Annotated in this window: 22 protein-coding genes, 1 other RNA gene and 1 pseudogene; 6 read left to right on the forward strand and 18 right to left on the reverse strand. The window is 40.0% G+C overall.

Annotated elements, in window-relative coordinates; genetic code table 11:
* Positions 1-320 precede the first annotated feature (320 nt).
* From ABFG93_RS04770 to ABFG93_RS04780, 3 genes are all read right to left on the reverse strand, one after another.
* Positions 321-869: a phosphoglycerate mutase family protein gene (locus ABFG93_RS04770; RefSeq protein WP_347551091.1), complete on the reverse strand. Its 549-nt coding sequence runs from the start codon at positions 867-869 to the stop codon at positions 321-323.
* 27 nt (positions 870-896) lie between these two features.
* Positions 897-1,460, reverse strand: coding sequence for an HD domain-containing protein (locus ABFG93_RS04775; RefSeq protein ID WP_347551092.1), 564 nt, complete (start codon positions 1,458-1,460; stop codon positions 897-899).
* Between the two features lie 110 nt (positions 1,461-1,570).
* Entirely contained in the window at positions 1,571-2,632 is a 1,062-nt protein-coding gene (locus ABFG93_RS04780) for an AbrB family transcriptional regulator (RefSeq protein ID WP_347551094.1), read from the reverse strand.
* Between the two features lie 488 nt (positions 2,633-3,120).
* On the opposite strand from ABFG93_RS04780, the gene ABFG93_RS04785 reads away from it, so the two are divergent.
* Together ABFG93_RS04785 and splB are read left to right on the forward strand one after the other, a co-directional pair.
* The gene (locus ABFG93_RS04785) at positions 3,121-3,381 is read left to right on the forward strand and encodes a transcriptional regulator SplA domain-containing protein (RefSeq protein WP_347551096.1); all 261 of its coding nucleotides are present in this window, start codon (positions 3,121-3,123) and stop codon (positions 3,379-3,381) included.
* A gap of 11 nt (positions 3,382-3,392) precedes the next feature.
* Positions 3,393-4,421 carry a spore photoproduct lyase gene (splB, locus tag ABFG93_RS04790; RefSeq protein ID WP_347551098.1) on the forward strand — a complete coding sequence of 343 codons (1,029 nt, stop codon included), beginning with the start codon at positions 3,393-3,395 and terminating at the stop codon, positions 4,419-4,421.
* 156 nt (positions 4,422-4,577) lie between these two features.
* Here splB and ssrS read toward each other — a convergent pair.
* From ssrS to ABFG93_RS23015, 5 genes are all read right to left on the reverse strand, one after another.
* Positions 4,578-4,761: non-coding RNA, 6S RNA (gene ssrS / locus ABFG93_RS04795), on the reverse strand.
* 112 nt (positions 4,762-4,873) lie between these two features.
* A complete protein-coding gene (locus ABFG93_RS04800) occupies positions 4,874-5,788 on the reverse strand; it encodes an AEC family transporter (protein WP_347551100.1) in 915 nt (304 codons plus the stop codon).
* A gap of 169 nt (positions 5,789-5,957) precedes the next feature.
* A complete protein-coding gene (locus tag ABFG93_RS04805) occupies positions 5,958-6,257 on the reverse strand; it encodes a hypothetical protein (protein ID WP_347551101.1) in 300 nt (99 codons plus the stop codon).
* A gap of 151 nt (positions 6,258-6,408) precedes the next feature.
* The gene (locus tag ABFG93_RS04810; RefSeq protein ID WP_347551103.1) at positions 6,409-6,738 is read right to left on the reverse strand and encodes a DUF3889 domain-containing protein; all 330 of its coding nucleotides are present in this window, start codon (positions 6,736-6,738) and stop codon (positions 6,409-6,411) included.
* A gap of 67 nt (positions 6,739-6,805) precedes the next feature.
* Positions 6,806-7,279: a CBO0543 family protein gene (locus tag ABFG93_RS23015; RefSeq protein WP_431522046.1), complete on the reverse strand. Its 474-nt coding sequence runs from the start codon at positions 7,277-7,279 to the stop codon at positions 6,806-6,808.
* Between the two features lie 187 nt (positions 7,280-7,466).
* On the opposite strand from ABFG93_RS23015, the gene ABFG93_RS04815 reads away from it, so the two are divergent.
* A complete protein-coding gene (locus tag ABFG93_RS04815) occupies positions 7,467-8,852 on the forward strand; it encodes a DUF2254 domain-containing protein (protein ID WP_347551104.1) in 1,386 nt (461 codons plus the stop codon).
* Positions 8,853-8,893: 41 nt separating this feature from the next.
* On the opposite strand, the gene asnB is transcribed toward ABFG93_RS04815, so the two are convergent.
* The 5 genes and pseudogenes from asnB to ABFG93_RS23020 all read right to left on the reverse strand — a co-directional run bounded on the left by asnB (position 8,894) and on the right by ABFG93_RS23020 (position 12,933).
* Positions 8,894-10,801, reverse strand: coding sequence for an asparagine synthase (glutamine-hydrolyzing) (asnB, locus tag ABFG93_RS04820; RefSeq protein ID WP_347551106.1), 1,908 nt, complete (start codon positions 10,799-10,801; stop codon positions 8,894-8,896).
* A gap of 533 nt (positions 10,802-11,334) precedes the next feature.
* Positions 11,335-11,917 (reverse strand): annotated as a pseudogene (locus tag ABFG93_RS04825) (peroxiredoxin).
* Positions 11,918-12,055: 138 nt separating this feature from the next.
* Positions 12,056-12,538 (reverse strand): DinB family protein, encoded by a 483-nt coding sequence (locus ABFG93_RS04830; RefSeq protein WP_347551107.1) that lies wholly within the window; start codon positions 12,536-12,538, stop codon positions 12,056-12,058.
* A 118-nt stretch (positions 12,539-12,656) separates the two neighbouring features.
* A complete protein-coding gene (locus ABFG93_RS04835; RefSeq protein ID WP_347551109.1) occupies positions 12,657-12,782 on the reverse strand; it encodes a hypothetical protein in 126 nt (41 codons plus the stop codon).
* The gene (locus tag ABFG93_RS23020) at positions 12,748-12,933 is read right to left on the reverse strand and encodes a hypothetical protein (RefSeq protein WP_431522047.1); all 186 of its coding nucleotides are present in this window, start codon (positions 12,931-12,933) and stop codon (positions 12,748-12,750) included. The genes ABFG93_RS04835 and ABFG93_RS23020 overlap by 35 nt, the downstream gene beginning before the upstream one ends.
* A 295-nt stretch (positions 12,934-13,228) precedes the next feature.
* Here ABFG93_RS23020 and ABFG93_RS04840 point away from each other — a divergent pair, with 295 nt between their 5' ends.
* The gene (locus ABFG93_RS04840; RefSeq protein WP_347551110.1) at positions 13,229-13,405 is read left to right on the forward strand and encodes a hypothetical protein; all 177 of its coding nucleotides are present in this window, start codon (positions 13,229-13,231) and stop codon (positions 13,403-13,405) included.
* Between the two features lie 221 nt (positions 13,406-13,626).
* Here ABFG93_RS04840 and ABFG93_RS04845 read toward each other — a convergent pair whose 3' ends face one another.
* The gene (locus ABFG93_RS04845; protein WP_347551112.1) at positions 13,627-13,842 is read right to left on the reverse strand and encodes a hypothetical protein; all 216 of its coding nucleotides are present in this window, start codon (positions 13,840-13,842) and stop codon (positions 13,627-13,629) included.
* A gap of 149 nt (positions 13,843-13,991) precedes the next feature.
* Positions 13,992-15,113 carry a HAMP domain-containing sensor histidine kinase gene (locus ABFG93_RS04850; RefSeq protein ID WP_347551113.1) on the reverse strand — a complete coding sequence of 374 codons (1,122 nt, stop codon included), beginning with the start codon at positions 15,111-15,113 and terminating at the stop codon, positions 13,992-13,994.
* Positions 15,114-15,353: 240 nt separating this feature from the next.
* Between ABFG93_RS04850 and ABFG93_RS04855 the strand changes: the two genes are divergently transcribed.
* The gene (locus ABFG93_RS04855) at positions 15,354-15,677 is read left to right on the forward strand and encodes a hypothetical protein (protein WP_347551115.1); all 324 of its coding nucleotides are present in this window, start codon (positions 15,354-15,356) and stop codon (positions 15,675-15,677) included.
* A 167-nt stretch (positions 15,678-15,844) separates the two neighbouring features.
* Here ABFG93_RS04855 and ABFG93_RS04860 read toward each other — a convergent pair whose 3' ends face one another.
* A complete protein-coding gene (locus ABFG93_RS04860; RefSeq protein WP_347551116.1) occupies positions 15,845-16,405 on the reverse strand; it encodes a maltose acetyltransferase domain-containing protein in 561 nt (186 codons plus the stop codon).
* A 343-nt stretch (positions 16,406-16,748) separates the two neighbouring features.
* Here ABFG93_RS04860 and ABFG93_RS04865 point away from each other — a divergent pair, with 343 nt between their 5' ends.
* Positions 16,749-17,495 (forward strand): MerR family transcriptional regulator, encoded by a 747-nt coding sequence (locus tag ABFG93_RS04865; RefSeq protein ID WP_347551118.1) that lies wholly within the window; start codon positions 16,749-16,751, stop codon positions 17,493-17,495.
* 49 nt (positions 17,496-17,544) lie between these two features.
* On the opposite strand, the gene ABFG93_RS04870 is transcribed toward ABFG93_RS04865, so the two are convergent.
* Both ABFG93_RS04870 and metE read right to left on the reverse strand, forming a co-directional pair.
* Positions 17,545-17,712 (reverse strand): hypothetical protein, encoded by a 168-nt coding sequence (locus ABFG93_RS04870; protein WP_347551120.1) that lies wholly within the window; start codon positions 17,710-17,712, stop codon positions 17,545-17,547.
* 66 nt (positions 17,713-17,778) lie between these two features.
* A complete protein-coding gene (gene metE, locus ABFG93_RS04875; RefSeq protein WP_431522048.1) occupies positions 17,779-20,064 on the reverse strand; it encodes a 5-methyltetrahydropteroyltriglutamate--homocysteine S-methyltransferase in 2,286 nt (761 codons plus the stop codon).
* Between the last annotated feature and the right edge of the window lie 106 nt (positions 20,065-20,170).

The raw sequence follows: 20,170 nt of genomic DNA on the forward strand, positions 1-20,170 counted from the left end.
GAATATGTCTCACTCGTTTTTCTATGATGCAAAACATGTTATTTCTTAACCATGCGTTTATTTTACCTGCTTTTTTGAGTTTGACAACCCCTAAATTTAACTGTTTCTGTATTCAAATTGTTGCTATAAAAGGGAAAACGCTTGTTTATTTTACTACAATAATATAAGTATAAAGTATCTCTTTCATAATAATACCTCGCCATCTCAGTTCATCTTCTTTATTGGTTTCGTTTTCATTCAAAATTAGGCTTTGAGGCATCTTCTTTCAGAAAAATATCTTACCATAATGAGATAAACAGAAAATATTTTTGTGAAAATGATTATTTTTTCTCCTTTCGATAAGTCAGCATTGTCCAGTTCGCCGTTGCCTTTTGTCCCTCGAGCGTCCATCCTCTCTTTTGAAGTACGCTCCCAATGAACCGATTAAAAAATCCGTGCCCTACTAGCACAACTTTTGAATCGGTTGTAGCGTGATTCTCCAGAATAGACGCTGCTTTTTCCGCTCGTTCTTTTGATTGCTTTACTGATTCGGAATTATCAGCTCGTCCCAGATACCAGAATAGTCGATAGAGAACGATCCAGCCCGATGGCCTTAATTTGATGAACCTTATTTTATAAACGGGCAGTTCAAGCTCTCGAAAAATACAATCACTCACGCCATCTGGCTTATCCGCCGACTGAATCGACCTATTCAGGTCACTCGTAAACACAGCACTTGCTTCAGTTAGACACTCCTTAACAGGCAGAGGGGCAGTATCTTCAATACCTTTTTCATTATAGATCTTTACCCATTCCTGAAAATCTGAGCTATTCATAAACAAATTAGTTTGCTGAACAGACTTTCCATGTCTAATTAATAAAACTGTCATCAAAAACCCACTTTATGAAAGGTCTGGTCAGCCTTCCTCATCGATTTTCTTTTTTGTCTCATCATCAATTGCCTGACGTATCGACTTTAATACCGGGTGGTAGTCTACGTATTCTCTGCCATAGGTTAAATTAAATGTGTAATCAAATCCTGGTGGATTAGTCCCCTGTGTATGCTGTATGATCGTTTCCATTTTATCGAGCGCCTTTACCAATTTCGCTTCATTCGTCTCACCAAGATTGTATTCCCTGCATAAATTCAGTATCAAGTGACTCATATTATCGGGTAGTACTTCTGTCAGCCTTTCAACAGCTGCCTCCTCTTTCCTCACTTTTTCCTGTTGATTCACCTGAATAGTAGCCGAGATGTCTCCGTCATACGCTTCACCCAGATCATGGACGAGACACATGGAAAGAACTTTGTACATATCGAGCTCTGGTAACTCCTTGCTAAGCGTAAGAGCAAAAAGAGCTAATCGCCATGAGTGCTCCGCAACGCTTTCATTTCGTCCACTTTTCATATAAGCAGTTCGTCGCGTCTCTTTTAATCGTTCAAGTTCTTTAACAAAGATGATCATCTTTTCTGCATTCATTATTGTCGAGACTCCTTATCATACGTTGTATTATGTTTTATATATGTTAATGGAGCTTCGGGGGTCATCAATACCCGGTCCCTATTTTTAGAAATGAAGTCCGATGTGACTCATTTAATATCTGCCTCACGTTTTCTCACCCACCATTGAAGCAGCGGTAGTGCAATAAAAATAATAAAAAAGATACGAAAGAGCTGATAGCCACTAATCATCGCAAGATCGGCATCGACGATCGTTGCTGTTACTCCCATTTCCGCAAGCCCTCCAGGAGCTGTGCTCAAAAAAGCTGTTGCCAGCGTAATTGATGTCACCTGAGTCAGCAGGATTGCCAGAAGAAACGAAAAGCCTACTAAAAGAAGGCTGGTTAGCATGGAATAAAACCCAAGTTTTCTAATGTTGCCAAGCATGTTCTTTTTTAGGTAAAGACCGAGATGAATGCCAAGCAGAAACTGGGAGACTAAAACGAAACCACCGGGTAAGTCCGGCACTTGAATAGCTGAGATGGAGATAAGTGCAATGGCAATTAGCGGACCTGTTAAAAACGCAGCGGGCAGCCTGATTTTCTTTCCAACAAAGGCTGATAGTAAGGCGATGCCTAGCAACCCAAACAAAACTGGATATGAGATTGATCCTTCTGTCATCGGAGAGCCCTGCATCATGGAGCCGGGCTTGATGAAATACATCGTGAGAAATGGGATAACAAGGATTACCAGTACAACTCGAATCGTTTGCATGAACACAATGAGACCCGTATCAACTTCCTTTGTCTCTTCACTTAAAATCGCAACCTGGGATAATCCCCCTGGAACGCTCCCAAACAGTCCATCAACAAGCTTTACATTCGCTTTCTTCACAAGTAGTAAACCTAAAAACAGGCTACCGATAACCGTAATCAGCGTAACACCAATTATATATGGAAAATGAAGCCCTATCTCATGAATTGTTCTCTGTGTGAACGATGCTCCGAGCATATACCCAATCATTATTAGAGCTATATCTCTAAAAGGAGCTGGCCATGAAAGCTTCCTCCCTGTACTAAAATGCCAGAATGTTACTCCGGTTAGAGGACCAAGCATCCATGGAAGTGGTGCGTGGAAGAGATGAAAGAGGAATGCACCGATGAGACCAATGATTAGAGGTTCGGCTATTGATCGTATATTATGTAACTTCATCTGCGTAAACTCCTTTTATTGGAAAACCTTCTTTAATTAGTATAGAGGATGGCAGTAGTGCCTGTCACCGCCCGTTTTTTGTCGAACGAAATAAAGAGAGACATGGGAGCTGAATGATTCTCCATGTCTCTCTTCGTTTAGCTCTTAATGCCCTTCACGCTTCCACACATAATACGCTTCTGGATTAACGACCTTTCTAACCCAGAAACTTTTTTTAGGTGCAACTCTGTCAGAAACTTTGTACCATACTCCCCCCCTTAAGCGTCGATAAAGTTTCCACCGCGAAAAAAGACTGTCACTCTTTTTAAGTGAAGGCAAAAACTTAATGAGGTATTTCAACATGCCTTCACCCACCTCCTTAAAATCAAGTCAACAGAACATCATATGCGCCAGGATGAGTTTTATGAAGAAAACAGGCGTTATTTACCAGTAAGGAACAGTACCATTTGAGGAACAATAAGGAAGAACCTTATGGAGGAGTGGTAGGAATGGACATTTATGAATCAACCTCAGAATTTTCAAAGGGCTACAGGGCCGGGGATGTGGTTTATGTGATGTATCGAAATCCTCATACGTATAACGTAGCTAATATTCAGCAAGCAGCTGTTGTGAACAATCCAGATCATCCCGGTGAGCTTGCCCTATTTCTGTATGAAACGTATTATCCTCTCAATTCAGACATCGCGATCTATCATACAGAAGCAGATGCAGAACAGGCCTATGCCACATACTTCGGCTCAAGCAATTAGGAGGTATTCTGTTGGTCAAACCATTTGTACCTCAGCTTGTATACATGGAGCCCCGTGCATTAGAGTATCCGCTTGGGCAGGAGCTGCAAGAAAAGTTCACAAAACTAGGTATCGAGATTCGGGAGACAACCTCACACAATCAGGTACGGAATCTGCCGGGAGATAACCACTTCCAGCAATATCGCGTTGCCAAATCAACGCTGGTGGTCGGTGTCAGGAAAACACTGAAATTCGATACTTCGAAACCTTCTGCAGAGTATGCGATTCCGTTCGCAACTGGTTGCATGGGTCACTGCCATTATTGTTATTTACAAACGACGATGGGTAGCAAACCTTATATTCGAACGTACGTCAATACCGACGACATTTTTAAAGCAGCTGAAAAGTATATGCAGGAACGAGCGCCCGAGCCAACACGATTTGAAGCCTCATGTACATCTGATATCGTTGGAATCGATCATTTAACCCACACGCTAAAGAAGGCGATTGAGTACTTTGGCAAATCGGAGCACGGTCGACTGCGCTTTGTGACGAAATTCGCTCATGTCGATCATCTGCTTGATGCTGATCATCAGGGAAGAACAAGGTTCAGATTTAGTATGAACGCAGATTATGTGATTAAGTTTCTTGAGCCTGGAACCTCGAGACTTGATGAACGAATTGAGGCTGCTGCCAAAGTAGCCGAAGCAGGGTATCCGCTCGGGTTTATTGTGGCACCAATCTATTTGTATGACGACTGGAAGCAAGGGTATCTTGAACTGTTTGAAAAGCTCGAATCCACTCTTCCTAAAAGCGCAACAAAGGATTTAACCTTTGAGCTCATCCAGCATCGCTTTACAAAACCGGCAAAGCGCGTGATACAGAAGAACTATCCTATGTCGAAGCTCGAAATGGAAGAAGAAGATCGGATGTATAAATGGGGTAAGTATGGAATTGGCAAGTACGTTTATCAGAAAGATCAGCAACAGGATATGAAAGATACATTTGGCGGATACATTGAGAAATACTTCCCCGGTGCAAAACTGGAATACTTTACTTAGATCGAGTGGTGCCTGTCACCACCCGTTTTAACTCGAATGATGTCGAATAACACCAAAAAAGGCCAGAGACTTCGAAGAGTCTCTGGCCTAATAATTGTATGTATTCATAGTATTGTCATCATTCGTTTCATTAAATAAAAAATAAGCAAAATATATCCCATACCCGCTTCGTCGTCACTATAAGTGTCTCAAAGCCCGCGTAAAAGCAGGTGGGTACCCGCACAGCTACCTTTAACGTCCCGCTCAGAAGGCCGGCTTGTTATCAGCACCTGGATATAGAGTTCCCGGAAAACTAGCATCGGTTTGAGACAACCGTTGTAAACGTGCGTTGCAGGAAATGGGTTATTGCTTATGACCATACTTTACACCTTTTTGAGTACAATAGCAATGGTTCTGATTACCAATTCACCCTATCCTTATTACATTAAGCAAAACCCTAAGACTAATCACTTTTAGAACAACATCCTGCTTAATGAAATAACGATGGTTACCGTCACCATACTAAACACCGTCGAAGCGAGCACAATCTGAGCAGAAAGTTCCGGTTCGTTCTCATACTCTTGCGCAATAATCGCACTATTTACGGCAGTAGGCATAGCTGATGAAATAAGCAGGGCTTGGGCTGTAACTCCATCGATGCCAAGGCTATAGATAATCCCGATACCAATTGCTGGACCAAGCAATAACCTTAGAATAAGGCTAACATAAACCACGGATAAATTTCTCGCAAAGCGAAGCTGTGCAACCTGTGCCCCAAGCGTCACGAGCGCGAGTGCCACCATCGCATCCGCAATATAATTGGCAGGAATGAGAACGAAATTCGGTACATCAACATTCAATAAATTCAAGCCGATCCCAAATACCATTGCATAGAGTACTGGCATTTTAAAGTAACCAAGCACTGCACTGAGTTTATTTCCCTCGACTGTTTTTAAAGCGAAAATTCCCCATGAAAACGTCAGAATGTTCTGGAATGTAAGGATAATTACCTGAATGGACATAGCGAACGGATCGTGTTTGAATACGAGGTCATTGACAGGGACACCGTAGTTTCCCGAATTGTAAAATAGAATGCTATTCGTAAAAGAAGCGCGAACGCTCCTGCTATAGCCAAACAGCCGGCTTACGAGACTCGAAATACCATACAGAAGCAAAATTTGAATTGAGAAAAAAGAAAGCACCGATAGAAATAACGCTAGTGAAAAAGCCGTTTCATACAATTTTATGAAAATAAAACCCGGCACGATAAAATAAATGTTAACTTTAGCAAGTGTATATAGATCAAACTGAAATATACGATGAAGCACGACGCCAAGCCCGATTAAAATAAATACAGGCACGATAATATCAATAAATACACCAATCACAACTGTCCCTCAAATCTATACTGCATTTCATTACCATTCATAGTTTACACGAAATGCAGAAACTCTTCAGCAAAACCGGCTCACTACCCAAAGTAGAACCACAAAAAATACAGCTGAAGCTCACATAATGAACTTCGCTGTTCTTCTACATTACAACTAAACGACTAAGTCAGGAAACATTTGCTTCCTGACTACTTCGAACCAGGATATTTATGGCCTTTCGATGCTTCCATAGGAATGATGTAACTTCATCCTCTGTTAAAAATAGTTCGCTCTCATCGCAATACGCGTCACCCTTCCCATGGATTGAAAAAGACCCATCACTATACTTCATCAACGTACACTTTCCATTCCTTAGAAAATCCGCGAAAACAAGATAGTGTTTATTACCAGTTTTGTCATAGCCTGCAATCCCTTCAAAATCTGAAAGCAGCGCTTCGACATCACGCTTTCGTTTAATGATGTTCATGGATTTCCTCTCCTTCCTGCCTATCCGGCTTGCTTGCTCTCTCTATTCTTAATTAGGTTCGATTTAAAGTGGTGAAATCCTTCTATTGACACATGAAAAGAAGGTCAGCCTCATGCGGCTGACCTTTTAAGTACAGGGTTTAATCGCTCTACTAAAATTCCTCAATTTCATCATAAAGTACATTAATAAGTTGTTCGGTTTTTGGGTTTACAAGTACATAAGCCCTGATTTCTCTCGATGTCCCATTTTCCGTTTTCATCGTAAATTCAAAATTATATTGTTCTCGAACGTCTGAAATAAACACTTTTCCATCATAACGATAATCTGTAACTTGTTGGTCCGGATACTTTTTTGTAGTTTCTTCAATAGCCGTCTTCCCCCATTTTGCATAAGATGGGAGCTGTGCTTCGGCAAATGTAGCTGGTAGAAGAAAACTAACAAACAAGAATAAACTTAAGAACAGTGTGATTTTTCTTTCCATGGTTACTACCTCCATTTAAGTTACTCAAAAGATAGTATCCATTTTTTCTCCCAAAAACATACATTCATCATGATGATGCATGCCAATTTATATCGCGAAATAATTGAACAATTCCACGAACAAACAGCAAAAGGAAAAATGTACTGATAAATGTATACCCCCATGTCCAAGTGTAGTAGTGGATCAAATCTGTATATCGTTCAAGAAAATATTCTATTATCGTGATCCCGCCTGAATAAACAGCTCCCCTAAGAAGAATCCCTCCTAAACCCAAACGATATGTAGATCTATAATAATAAACACTAATCAGTGGAAAAAGCACATATTCATATGTCACACTTGAATCAAAATGATGAAATATATTTGACGGGTAGGATAACATCTTCTCCTCTACGACAAGAGTACCTAGAATAGATGCACAATAACCCGTTAATAAAAAGATTAACAGCCACTCTTTCGCATGTGGTCTACTCAGATTATACAAAAATAGACCTACCCCACTACTAAAAAGAATCCATAACAGGAACTTCTCGAATTCCATCCTTATCACCCACAACCACTAGTTCCTAATAGTATTTATTAAAAAGCACAACTTCAAACCCATTCAATAAAATAAAAAGTCGCACTCTAGCAAAAGATTGATCAGTTTTTTTCATACCCCGGTTTAAACAAGTCACTCAAGGGTATTTCTAAGGTGACAGCACGAATAATTGAAGGGAGCACCTGCCATGTTCAAAAAGTTTTTACCGTGGCAGCTACGAAAATATTTTGAGATGTCCAAAAGAATTCGCCAGCACGAACTTCAGTCTACGCTCTGGTACATGCCAGGCATTTACATCCTCGGCGCTTTTATCTTCGTAGCCATCACACTTTATCTTGATTTAGTTTTAGAGCTTTCCCAATATACGCCTAACATGATCCGCACAACGGCACAACCAACTCGCCTACTCATTAGTGCCTTGATTGGCGGAATTCTGACTCTCAGCGCTTTCACACTCAACTCCTTACTCGTTGTACTTACTACGTTTAGCGGACAGTTCTCACCACGAATGTTAATTAACTTTGTTGCCGATCGAACAACCCAGCACTTCATTGGTATTTTCCACGGTAGCTTTGTGTATGTACTCATTATTTTCTTATTTATTACGAGTAAGGAAGATGAATACTTCGTCGCCATACCAGGCATGACCGTCTTACTCGCATTTGTAACCGTCGTAACCTTCATCTTCTTTATTAACCATGCAACCAGTTGGATGCAGGTACATAATATTGCGACGAATATGAAAGAAGGATCCATTTCTATTGTAAGAAAAACACTGCGGAATGATCTTGAACAATTTCGCTGTGAAGAACCCGGCGACCTTATGGAGAAAGAGCGTGAAACACAGTCACTCATACTCGCTCCAGAGTCAGGGTATATTCAATTAGTTGATTTTAAATCCATGATTGATGAAGCTAAGAAAGATCAGGTGATCGTTAAACTTCACAATAAAGTAGGAGATTACGTCCTTAAAGACAACCGCTTCTTCTCCTACTGGGGGCCGGGTGCTGAACGAGTAAACCCGGAGAAATATTCCTCGTTTATAGAATTAGGTTATAAAGAGACAGAAATTCAAGATCTGAAAATGGGGATGACAAAACTAGCCGAGATCGGCGTAAAGTCTCTGGGAAATAATGATCCCCAGACTGCAACCACGGTCATTCACCAGATGGCAGACCTCCTTTTAGAAGTAGAAAAAGACATTACCTTCACTCCATACCTTGCAGATCACGAAGGACAGGTCCGCGTCGCAATGGATACAGAAGATTTCAACTTTTATCTGTACCGAGGCTTCGGCTATTTAAGACACTATGCTGGAGATAATTACCCAATTATTACAGAAATCATCATAGCTTTAAGCATGGTTTCTCAATCTATCAGCAATGACAAACTTGATGCTGTTTGGGACTTTGCGAAAAACTCAATGGATCATATTCCAAAAGAATTTATTTACCACCTTGACCGAGATTATCTTTTGAAAAAGCTCTCAGATCTTGCGAGTTTCACCCATCACGAGGAGGATTACTACAAAATTGAACGTAGACTTCTTGAAATTGAAGAAAGATATACGTAACTAAAAAAGGTGATCGCTGTTGGCGATCACCTTTTTCATTTCTATCGGTATGTTGCGACTTTACTAACGATCTCATCTTCCATTTGAAGCTCTTCAATGGAGTATACACCTTCTACGAAAATTTGATGCCAGAGCATGAAAATCAGCATCGTCCAAATTTTACGTGAGTAATCCCCCTTTTCAGTTGCATGGGCCTCTAGCAGCTTCATTACAAGGGATTTATTAATTAAATAATCCGTTTCACTCACATGAATAAGCTGTTTGGCCCAATCGTAAAGTTCATTTCTTAGCCAGTGACGAATTGGAACTGGAAACCCAAGTTTCTTACGATCAAGTACATGATCAGGAACAATACCGCGCGCTGCTTTTCTGAGAATCGACTTTGTCGTGCCATCAGCAATCTTTTCATGAACCGGAATCTCCCGTGCAACCCGAAAAACTTCTTTATCCAGAAACGGAACGCGGAGCTCAAGCGCATTGGCCATTGTCATTTTATCAGCCTTCAATAGAATATCGCCACGCAGCCACGTTTGGATGTCTATATATTGCATTTGATTCACAGGATGCTCCCGCTTTACATTCTGGTAGAATGGCTTTGTAATCTTTTGATAATGTTCATTCTCATAATACGTAGTAAGAAGTTTTTCCTTCTCATTCTCTTCAAACATTTTCGCATTTCCAATATATCGCTCAGAAAGTGGAGTTGAACCGCGCTCAAGGAAGCTCTTTCCTCGCATTCCTTCAGGTAGAACACTTGCAACACGGTTTACCATCTGCTTCATCGCTGACGGCATCGGTTGAAACAGACGAAGGGCATCCGGTTCCCTGTAGATGTTATAACCGCCAAACAGCTCATCAGCCCCTTCACCTGAAAGGACAACCGTCACATGTTTACGAGCTTCTCGAGCAACAAAATAAAGCGGAACACATGCTGGATCTGCAAGTGGATCGTCCATATGCCAGATGATCTTCGGCAATTTCTTACTATACTCTTCTGCTGAAATCATATTGGAAAAATTGGGTACGTCCAATTTATCAGCCGTTTCTTTTGCCACATCCACTTCTGAATAGCCTTCTCGTTCAAAACCAACCGAGAATGTCTTAATTTGCGGATTGAACTTTTTCGCCATCGCTACAATAATGGAAGAATCAATTCCTCCAGATAGAAAAGACCCAACTGGTACATCACTACGCATATGAACATTCACGGAATCGTAAAGAACGTTCTGAATACGATTCACCCAATTACGCTCCGTTGTAATCGGTTGAAACGTTGCATGGAAATACTGTTTAAACACCATAGGTTCTTTGTACTTTTTAACAAAATAATGACCAGGTTCTATCTTCTTGATGCCTTCTGTCATTGTCATAGGCTCTGGTACATATTGAAAGCTTAAATAATGCTGAAGAGCGGTCGGATTAACCTCTTCAAATTGTTCAACAAGGGTAATGCTTTTTTTCTCTGAAGCAAAAATGACTTCATCTTCTTTTTGCATATAGTAAAGCGGTTTAATTCCAAATGGGTCCCTTGCCCCGACTAACTTCTTCTCCTGCTTGTCCCAGATTAGAATCGAGAACATCCCACGAAAATCTGCAAAAGCCTTCTCACCTTTAGAAACGAAATGTGTGAGTACGACCTCTGTATCCGATTCAGTCTTGAACGTGTATCCTTCTTTCTTTAATTTCTCACGGAGTTCAACATAATTGTATACTTCACCATTGAATATCATCCAGTAGCGCTCATCCTCATAGTGATAAGGCTGATGACCACTTTCTAGATCAATAATACTCAATCTTCTAAATCCCAAAGAAACAAATTCATCTGTATAATAGCCTTCGTCATCAGGACCTCTATGTGTTATTACTTGATTCCTTTTTAAAAAACTAGAATGATCATGACGATCAGGTTTCCCTGGTTCTGCACGTAACACTCCAACAAAACCACACATAATTATAGCCACACTTTCATTTAGAATATAAACCAATTGTAACACTAACGTAACCTTAATGTTACTTTAATGTTACACAACATGGAAATTTATCAGTCCTATAGTTAATATAGGATTCTTATCCTTCACACTCTATTTAACGATTTAATAATGAGAAATGTTTCAGGGAAATAAGAAGATAATTCGATAAGTGAACAGGATGCTACAATAGAAGAGGAATAACTGTCATTATTTGGAATGCTTGTGGTCTTGTATCGGTGGGTAAGACTTTAGACTCTATTTAGTACTTTATCCTCTAATAACTCAATTGATTGACATCTGCATCTCTATTTATGGACTACACTTGTCTCTTCCCATTTATATACTTTATTAAAACACACTCCCAAATGATATAGGTATCGCATTCTAAAACAAGACACCATTCGACATAAATAGAAGCAATTTATGAAAAGGGATGAATAATGATAAATGATTAGATGACTTGATTTACCCTGATTGAAAAAACAGCTACGGATTTATTCCGCAGCTGTTCTTCATATCCTTCCTATATACATCGTATTTCGAACAATCCCCGGCTGGCCCGGTACCCAATTGGCCGGCACCCCTTCCCCGGTGCTTTTATTATACTGCAACCCCTGCATCAATCTTAAAATCTCGTATGCATTTCTTCCTACTTCAACGGGATACACCATTTTTGTTACGATGACACCCTCTGGATTAACGATAACCGTGGCTCTAACAGTTGCACCCGCGCCTTCATTCAGGACACGATACGCCCTGCTGATCTGCTGATTACGATCACTCACTCACAAGTGGGTAGTTTACTTTCTGAGCAGATGGTGAAACCTCTGTAAACACTTTATGCGCATAAACACTATCCGTACTTATTCCAAATACCATCGTATTCATTGCCTTTAACTGAGGATGAATTGCAGCGACCGCTGCAAGTTCTGTCGGTCAAACAAATGTGAAGTCACTTGAGTAGAAGAAGAGAATCACCCATTTGCCTCTGTACTCTTCAAGACTTATTTTCTTAATTTCTTTTTCCACTGGATCATAAGCCTCGGCTCTAAATAAGGGAGCTGTCTCAGTAGTTTGCGCACAATTAGGAAGCATACATGCACGTTTATATTCACTATCCACATTCCCACCTCTTTTCACAGGCAGTATATGTTATAGAGCTTGTCCATTTGTTACTTTTCTTCTATACAAAAATAGATCCTCTTCAAAAGAGAATCTACTTTGGTGACACTGCTACTCTTTCATTGCTGCCCACTCTTCACGAGATGGCCCTACCATTCCGGGCACTGTTAAGCCCGCCTGCCGCATAAGAACGGTCATCTGTCCACGGTGATGCGTCTGGTGCTGAAGCAATAGAAAAAGAATGCTACCATATCTAGTCTCGCTCCCGAAGAACATTGTCGTTTCGGTTAGCTTTTCATCATTCCACTGCTCTTGTAGCCTCCATACAAAACCATCAGCGGTTTGCTTATACAATGCAGCGATTTCAGTGGCACTGTTAGAATCACTTTCTGGAAGTGGTTCTAGATCAAGTCCTGCGCTTGACATCATGAACGCAAGCGCCTCTGAGAGATGAATGCCTAACTTTCCAAGCGTGAAATGATCAGCTACTACCTGTTGCGACAACGACTCGTCTGTTAGTTGGTCAAGAAGTCTACCTGTTTGAGCCGCCTCTTGCTTCCATGTTCCAATGAAATCTTCTAATGATCGAAACATTCTAAAACCTCCTGAATGGATATTCATTCTTGTCATCTTTCATTCTACACCCGGATTGAAGTGAAAAAAAGAGAGAAATGACCTGTTTTAAGTACTTTCATACTTTAGATTGTGATCTTCACAAAAGCTCTTCTGACATTAGTACAACACTTTCTCCAACTAACGTTACATGCTTATCAGTCAGCGTCATGGCAATATCACCTACACGCTTAAACGCCTGAAAAGCACGCCAATTTGTATCCATGCCAGTAGTAAGCTAGCGCACACTGAGCAAACCCTTGTCCACAGAGATGGATTTCCTGAGTAGGTGTAAACCACCTGAGTCGCATGCCGTTGTTTAGAACCAGATCGAATGTTGTTATCGATCGGCTTAATTTTTTTTGCATACTTTTCATTCCTTCATCATCTAGCTCAATGCCATAAAAACAAAAATACCCCTCAAAATGAGGGGGGAGAGAATAGGCTATACTGCACTATATGCAAGAAACATCACGATATGCAACCGAGTCACAACGTATTTTCTTCACAATTTCATCATTTCATTATGAGCATTTCCCCTTCCACAAAAAGTGTATTTGCTGATCTAACGCCTCGTCACAAAAAATGTCATCAGATTGCTTCAGATTGTTAGGAAACCGAAATGAATTATGTTATTATATAAATCAGTTTAAATGGAAAAGAGGGATTTACATGGAGGAAGAACAGGAAATCATTCTCCCTGAAATCGGTAGTGTTGTTGAGATTGATAACCGCAAAGCAAAAGTCGTTAGCCTATTAAACAACACAATTGTTGCGGAATGGGAAGAATACTCAGAAGACGAAGAAAAGCGTGTGGTTGTGAGACACGAAGAATATAGAATGCTTTAATGCAAAAGGACAGGTGGTCGCCTGTCCTTTTTAAATTCTTTTATAGTTATCTCCTAAGCCACCATTCACCTAATCCAATAAATACAATCATCACAAATGCCGTAAACCCGGTAAACCACTGTGGCACATACTCCCATCCAAACATACCAGTGCCTCCTACTAAAAAAAGAGACTCGTTCATAGTCTCTAAACTTTACGAATTTGATATCACCATTATTTGATCAATCTTTATTCAAAGCTTCTTCAGACATTTCCTCACAGGCTTCCAAAAACTGTTGATAAGATGCTTGTCCGTTCGTCATTTCATCACCTTGAAACAATTCCTTAAATGTAAAGGCTTTCGCCTCTTCTAAAGAAAACCCTCTGGAATTCATCACTAACTGAATGTATGATTTGAAATATTTTTTACTAAGTTTACCTGCATTTTTCGTAACCATTTAAATCCCCCGCTTCTCTTCCTTTAAATATGTACTGCCATTATAGTCGTCAATGGTAACAGGTTTCAAACAGGAAGAGGTTATGCTCTTACTTTGGAGAAAAGCACTCTATGATGTAGGGAAATGATTATGTATGAAGACGAAACCTATTATGCTCGCAGGTCACTCTTCTCCACAGGGAGAGTAATCGTAAAGGTCGTTTCTACTTCATCTGACATGCAGCTAATATGACCTTTATGATTCTGAATAATTTTTTGACACACATATAATCCTATTCCTGTGCCTAGTTCTTTCGTTGTATAAAAAGGTTCAAAGATAGTATCCACTGTTTCAGGCGGAATCATAGGACCATTGTTTGAAATATGAATATGAATAACATCCTCATACTTATCTCCTCGTAACAAGATTTTCCGAGGAAAACCTTTCTCTTTCAGAGCATCAAGGGAGTTCATAAGAATATTTAAGAAAACTTGTCTCAATTTATCGTGCTGACCGAAAATGTACAAACCTGATGGAATGGTATTCTGTATTTCAACATCAATGTCGACAATACTCGGGTAAATGAATTCAATAATCCCTGCAAAAATCTTATTAACCTCAATCTTCTCTTCGTACCCCGTATCAATTTCCTTCTTTGAAACGTGGAGAAATTGAGAAATACGAAAATTCAACTGTTGTAGTTCATGGTCAATAACATCGATATAGGCCATGTCAGGGTGTTCCTTTTGTAGAAGTTTAACAAATCCCATTATAGCAGTCAGTGGGTTTCTAAACTCATGCACAAAACTCGAAGACATCTGCCCCAGAATCGAAAGCTTCTCCTGATGGGTCTCGTCAATAAACGAGATCTTTTCCTGCAATTCATTGCTTTTCAGCTTCGTATACTCTGTTACTGCATGGTATGAAAACTGATCAAATAGTTCATTTATTGAATCCAAAATCGCTTGTAGGTCTTCCACATTTATGCCAGAATAAGTCATGTGTTTCATCAATACACTTCTACCTGCATTAACGTTAAAGATGAAATCCCCGATATTTATGTTAGCTTCCGCACGCTCGACTGCAACTTTTTTAGCAAGCATGATCAATTTTTCATCACTAATTGGGTTTTTTATATTTGTTTGGACGAGCTGGTACATCATAACCCCATTCGCTTCTACTTTATCTCTGTGAATATCTGACTCAGAGATTCGAATCTTCTTTTTCCAATTTCGTATATACTGATCAATGTTCTGATCAAGGTATTCAATGAGTTGTTCACGAACAGCCATGTTTCATTCACCCCTATCACAGATTTTGGGAAATATGGGGAGGGTATTGTTTGCTACTACAAGTATAACAGGAAATAACAGCGCTTTTATAGTTACCATATCCGATTAATTAGATCATTTACCACTTGATAACCAGTACTTTATACCTATTTTTTACTAAAAGTCAAAATTCCTCTAATTTATAGGAAGGATCTTATCCAATAAATTCGTAAAGATTACAAGAAAGATGAGGTGACTGGAATGTTAAAACTATTTGGAATCCTTGTGGTCACAGCTGCCCTTAGCTATTTGTTACATCTTTTAACCGTTCGACCTAAAGTAAACTCTTCACAAATAACGATAAATTATTTACTCAGTGATTTTGAGATTCTAAAACAAGATATTATTGAAATCTCTACCTATGACAAACGAATCCACGGGTATGAAAAATTAATAGGAACTACATCTATTAAAGCAGAATCTATTATTATTCAGACCGTTTCACAAAACATTTTACTCCGTCTCCCAAATGAACAACTCTTTATGAAGGAATTAGCTCTTTATGACTACCCAATTCACTATTGAATACAATTATTTATGTGTTCTTTGATTTTTATAACAAAAATCCCCGTACATATAGAGGGGGCCGCCTCTACCTCCATAGCACTGAGTAACCTATTTCAAACAAACTTTATTTAGATTAAACATAACTTGCCCTGAAGGAGACTAATGTTAGCATAGATAATTTCAGATCAAATTTCGATCGTTTTAATCACTCTCGCTGGATTCCCCCCAACAACAACATTCGTTGCCACATCCTTCGTAACAACAGCTCCTGCGGCTACAACAACATTATCACCAATCGTAACGCCGGGATTGATAATCGCCCCCCCGCCAATCCATACATTATTTCCAATTGTTACAGGCTTACCGTATTCTTTGCCCGAATTGCGTTCCACTGGATGAATTGGGTGAGTAGCAGCATAGATATGTACGCCAGGTGCCAGCATACAGTTATCACCAAACCGTATCTCACAAATATCGAGAATGACACAGTCGAAATTCGCAAAGAAATTTTCTCCTACGTGGATGTTGTACCCATAATCACATTTAAAGCTCGGTTCGATATAAACATTTTCTTTCGTTGAGCCAAAAAATTCTTTTAGCAATCTGGTTCGCTCTTCTTCATCTGATTCGGTTGTTTGATTAAATAAACGGGTAATTCGACGTGCATGGTGCCGCTCGTACATCAATTCCTCATCTGCTGGTTCATAAAGCTCACCGTTTATCATTTTTTCTTTTTCAGTTTTCACTAGTATCTCTCCTTCTAAGTGCTCCTTAATATACTCACTAAAACGCAGGGTCAAGAGCCTTCTTTCTTTAAATAGGATAGCATATCTGCCCAAAAATCTTCATTCTCTGTTAAGAAATGACCGCCCCCTAGTATCAGGGAAACTTCACAGGAAGGAATCTGCTTTGCTAGTTTCCTAATTTCACTTGCAGGTGATTAGTATCCTTCTTACCATGCCAGATTCGGACAGGAACCTCACTAATTATTTATCCGTTATAATAAATTGATCTTACGACAACAATCTAAAGTATTGACTCTAACGTAACGTCACCCCTTAAAGTAAGCAGTGAAAGGAGGCCAACACCTTGAAAAAACAGATCAAAGAAGTATCTGATTTAACAGGCATCAGCGTGCGCACGCTACATTATTACGATGAAATTGATTTGTTATCTCCTTATACAACAGAGGCAGGTTATCGTATGTACGCTAAAGACGATCTGGAAAAGTTGCAGCACATCCTCTTCTTTAAGGCACTCGACTTTCCTTTAAAGAAAATTAAAAGCATTCTCGATCAACCTGATTTCAATCGATTGGAAGCTCTCCAGTATCAAAGAGGGATCTTACTTGAAAAACAACAGAGTTTTAGCAATATGATCACCACGATTGATAAGACGATTCGACATGCGAAAGGAGAAATTAACATGACAGAAAAAGAAAAATTTGAAGGGTTTAACTTCAGTCACAATCCTTATGAACAGGAAGCACGTGACCGGTACGGAGACGAAGCTGTAGAGCGTTGCAATAAAAAGCTCGGCAGCTTGACGACAGATGAACAGGAAGAGCTTGGACAGTCGTTTGACATCATCTATAAGAAACTTGCTCAACTACGCAATGATGCACCTGATTCCGGAGAAGCCCAGAAAGCGATCGACGAATGGTATCACTTTCTCAATGGCAACTTCGGTTATCACTATACACTTGAAGCCTTTGAAGGCCTCGGTCAACTGTATGTAGATGATCAGCGCTTTACAAAGAACATTGATAAATACGGTAAAGGATTGGCTAAATTTATCCGAGATGCAATGAAGATTTATGCTGATCGAAACAAGTAACTCCATAATATAAACAGCTCAAACCAGTCAGGTTTGAGCTGTTTAGCTGTTATTCCTTTTTCTTGCCTGCTCCTGAACCAAACGCAATTCCAAGTGCCAGTCCAATTGCTATACCAACTGGAATGTTATCAAGAGCGGCACCTACCCCTGCACCAATTGCGAGTCCTGCTCCTATCCCGAATCCCAACTTATTGGTAGTACTCTTCTCCTTTTTCAATCTACTTCCTCCTCGTACGCTTGTACCTGTACATACGAACAACATTGAGAAAGGTTTCATTCATCCTTACTCATGAACGAGGAATCTTTTTCTTGTTTGTTTTGCAGCACTGACCATCACTTTCAACGCTTCAATTGTCTCCGCAGGCCTTCTTGTCTTTAGGCCGCAATCTGGATTAATCCAGAACAAGTTTTCAGGAAGAACCTGAAGCGCTCTGTCAATGCTTCTGATCATTTCAGTCTGATTAGGAACACGTGGGCTATGAATATCATAAACACCGAGCCCAATCCCCTGTTCATAGGTACTATCCTCAAAAGCTTTAATAAGCTCACCATGACTTCTTGACGTTTCAATTGAAATGACATCAGCATCAAGCGCCTTGATGGATTCAATGATTTCCTCGAATTCCGAGTAGCACATATGTGTATGAATTTGCGTCTCATTTTCAACAGAAGATGTAGCTAGCTTGAACGCATAAACAGCCTGATCTAAATACTGCTGCTGTAGCTCTTTCTTCAGAGGAAGTCCTTCTCTTAGCGCGGGTTCGTCCATCTGAATGATCCGGATACGATTTTGCTCCAGAGCTTCTACCTCTGCTCGAAGTGCCACTGCAATTTGGTTTGCTGTTTCAGCTTTCGTCCGGTCATCTCGGACAAACGACCAGTTAACGATCGTAATCGGTCCAGTTAGCATTCCTTTGACACGCTTATTTGTTAACGACTGAGCATATACTGTTTCTCTCACCGTCATTGGTTTCTCAAATGATACTTCTCCATATATAAGCGGTGGTTTTACACATCGTGAACCATATGACTGGACCCACCCAAACTTCGTAAATTGAAAGCCATTTAATTTCTCTCCGAAGAATTCGACCATATCAGTTCGTTCAAACTCACCATGCACGAGAACATCAAGTCCAATTTCTTCTTGAATCCGAATCCACTTCTCAATTTCTTTTTCAATATAGCTTCTATACGCCTTATCACTTATTTCATTTTTCCGCCATTGTAACCTCTGTTTTCTTACTTCCTTCGTTTGTGGAAAGCTACCGATCGTTGTTGTCGGTAAGAATGGAATCTCAAGTGACTTTTTCTGCAGCTCATAACGAACGTGAAATGGCGCTTTCCGCTTTATGTCTTCAGAAGATTGACTTGATTCTTGAGCTACATCGTCATTTCGATAGGAAGATTGATTCAACTGTTGTACTGCATAAACACTTGATGAGATTTCCTGCCGTATCGCTTCTTTTCCTTCCTTAACTCCCATTGCAAGCAAAACAACTTCCTGGAGTTTTTCATCTGCAAATGAAAGAGCATTGAGCAATACATCAGGGATTTTATTCTCATTTTTTAAGGTAACAGGAACATGTAATAAGCTTGAAGACGGCTGAACAATGAGCCGATCCAATTCAATTTCATTGGTCAGTTCCGATAACACATCGATCTTTTGATCAAGATTGGATCTCCATACATTTCGCCCATCCACGACGCCTGCTGCTAGCACCTTATCTAAAGGAAACCCTTTTTCCTTAATCGCCTTCAAATTTTCACCGCGGTCATGAACGAAATCAAAACCAATCCCCTGAACCGGAAGCTGTATAACGTCATCGTAGTGTGTGACACTTTCAAAATAGGTTTGGAGAAGTACATGTAAGTTTGGAGCTGATTGATGCAACACTTCGTATACCTCTTTATATAAACTACGAACTTCATCTGAAACTGTTGTTACTAGAGCTGGTTCATCGATCTGTATCCACCTTACTCCTTCATTTTCTAATTCCTTAAAGACCTGTTCATATAATGGCAAGAATTTATGAATGACCTCTCTGGTTTGTTCTGGTTCATATCCCTTTGATAAGAGAACGAAGCTTATTGGACCAAGTAGGACTGGCTTCCCTTCAATTCCAAGCTCCTGTTTCGCTTCCCTATAAAACTCAAGCGGACGATTTTGCACAAGTAAAGGTTTACAGTCATTGAGCTCAGGCACGATATAGTGATAATTCGTGTTATACCATTTCGTCATTTCTGAAGCTGATGCTCCCTTTGTACCTCGCGCAATGTCAAAATAGGTGTGAAGAGACACTCGTCCACCGTCATAATCAAAACGTGTTGGGACAATTCCAAACATAACCGCGGTATCAAGGACATGATCGTACAAGCTAAAGTCACCGACCGGAATCAAATCAATCCCTTTTTCCTGCTGTTTTCTCAAATAAGAGAGACGAAGTTGTTTTGCTTCACGATGAAACGTCTCTTCTGATAAATCCCCTCCCCAAAAATGTTCAAGCAGCTTCTTCCATTCACGATTTTCTCCTATTCTTGGATAGCCCATAGATGAACTTTTCACAGTCATTTCCATCTTCCTTTCATAATAAAAGTCTCTTACCGTGAACACTAGATAACAAAAAAATCCCCCTTACGGAAAGGGAGATTTAGTCACACGCTGAACTGCCTATGAT

Origin of the sequence: Pseudalkalibacillus hwajinpoensis (assembly GCF_039851965.1) — a bacterium.
Lineage (GTDB): Bacteria > Bacillota > Bacilli > Bacillales > Guptibacillaceae > Guptibacillus > Guptibacillus hwajinpoensis_E.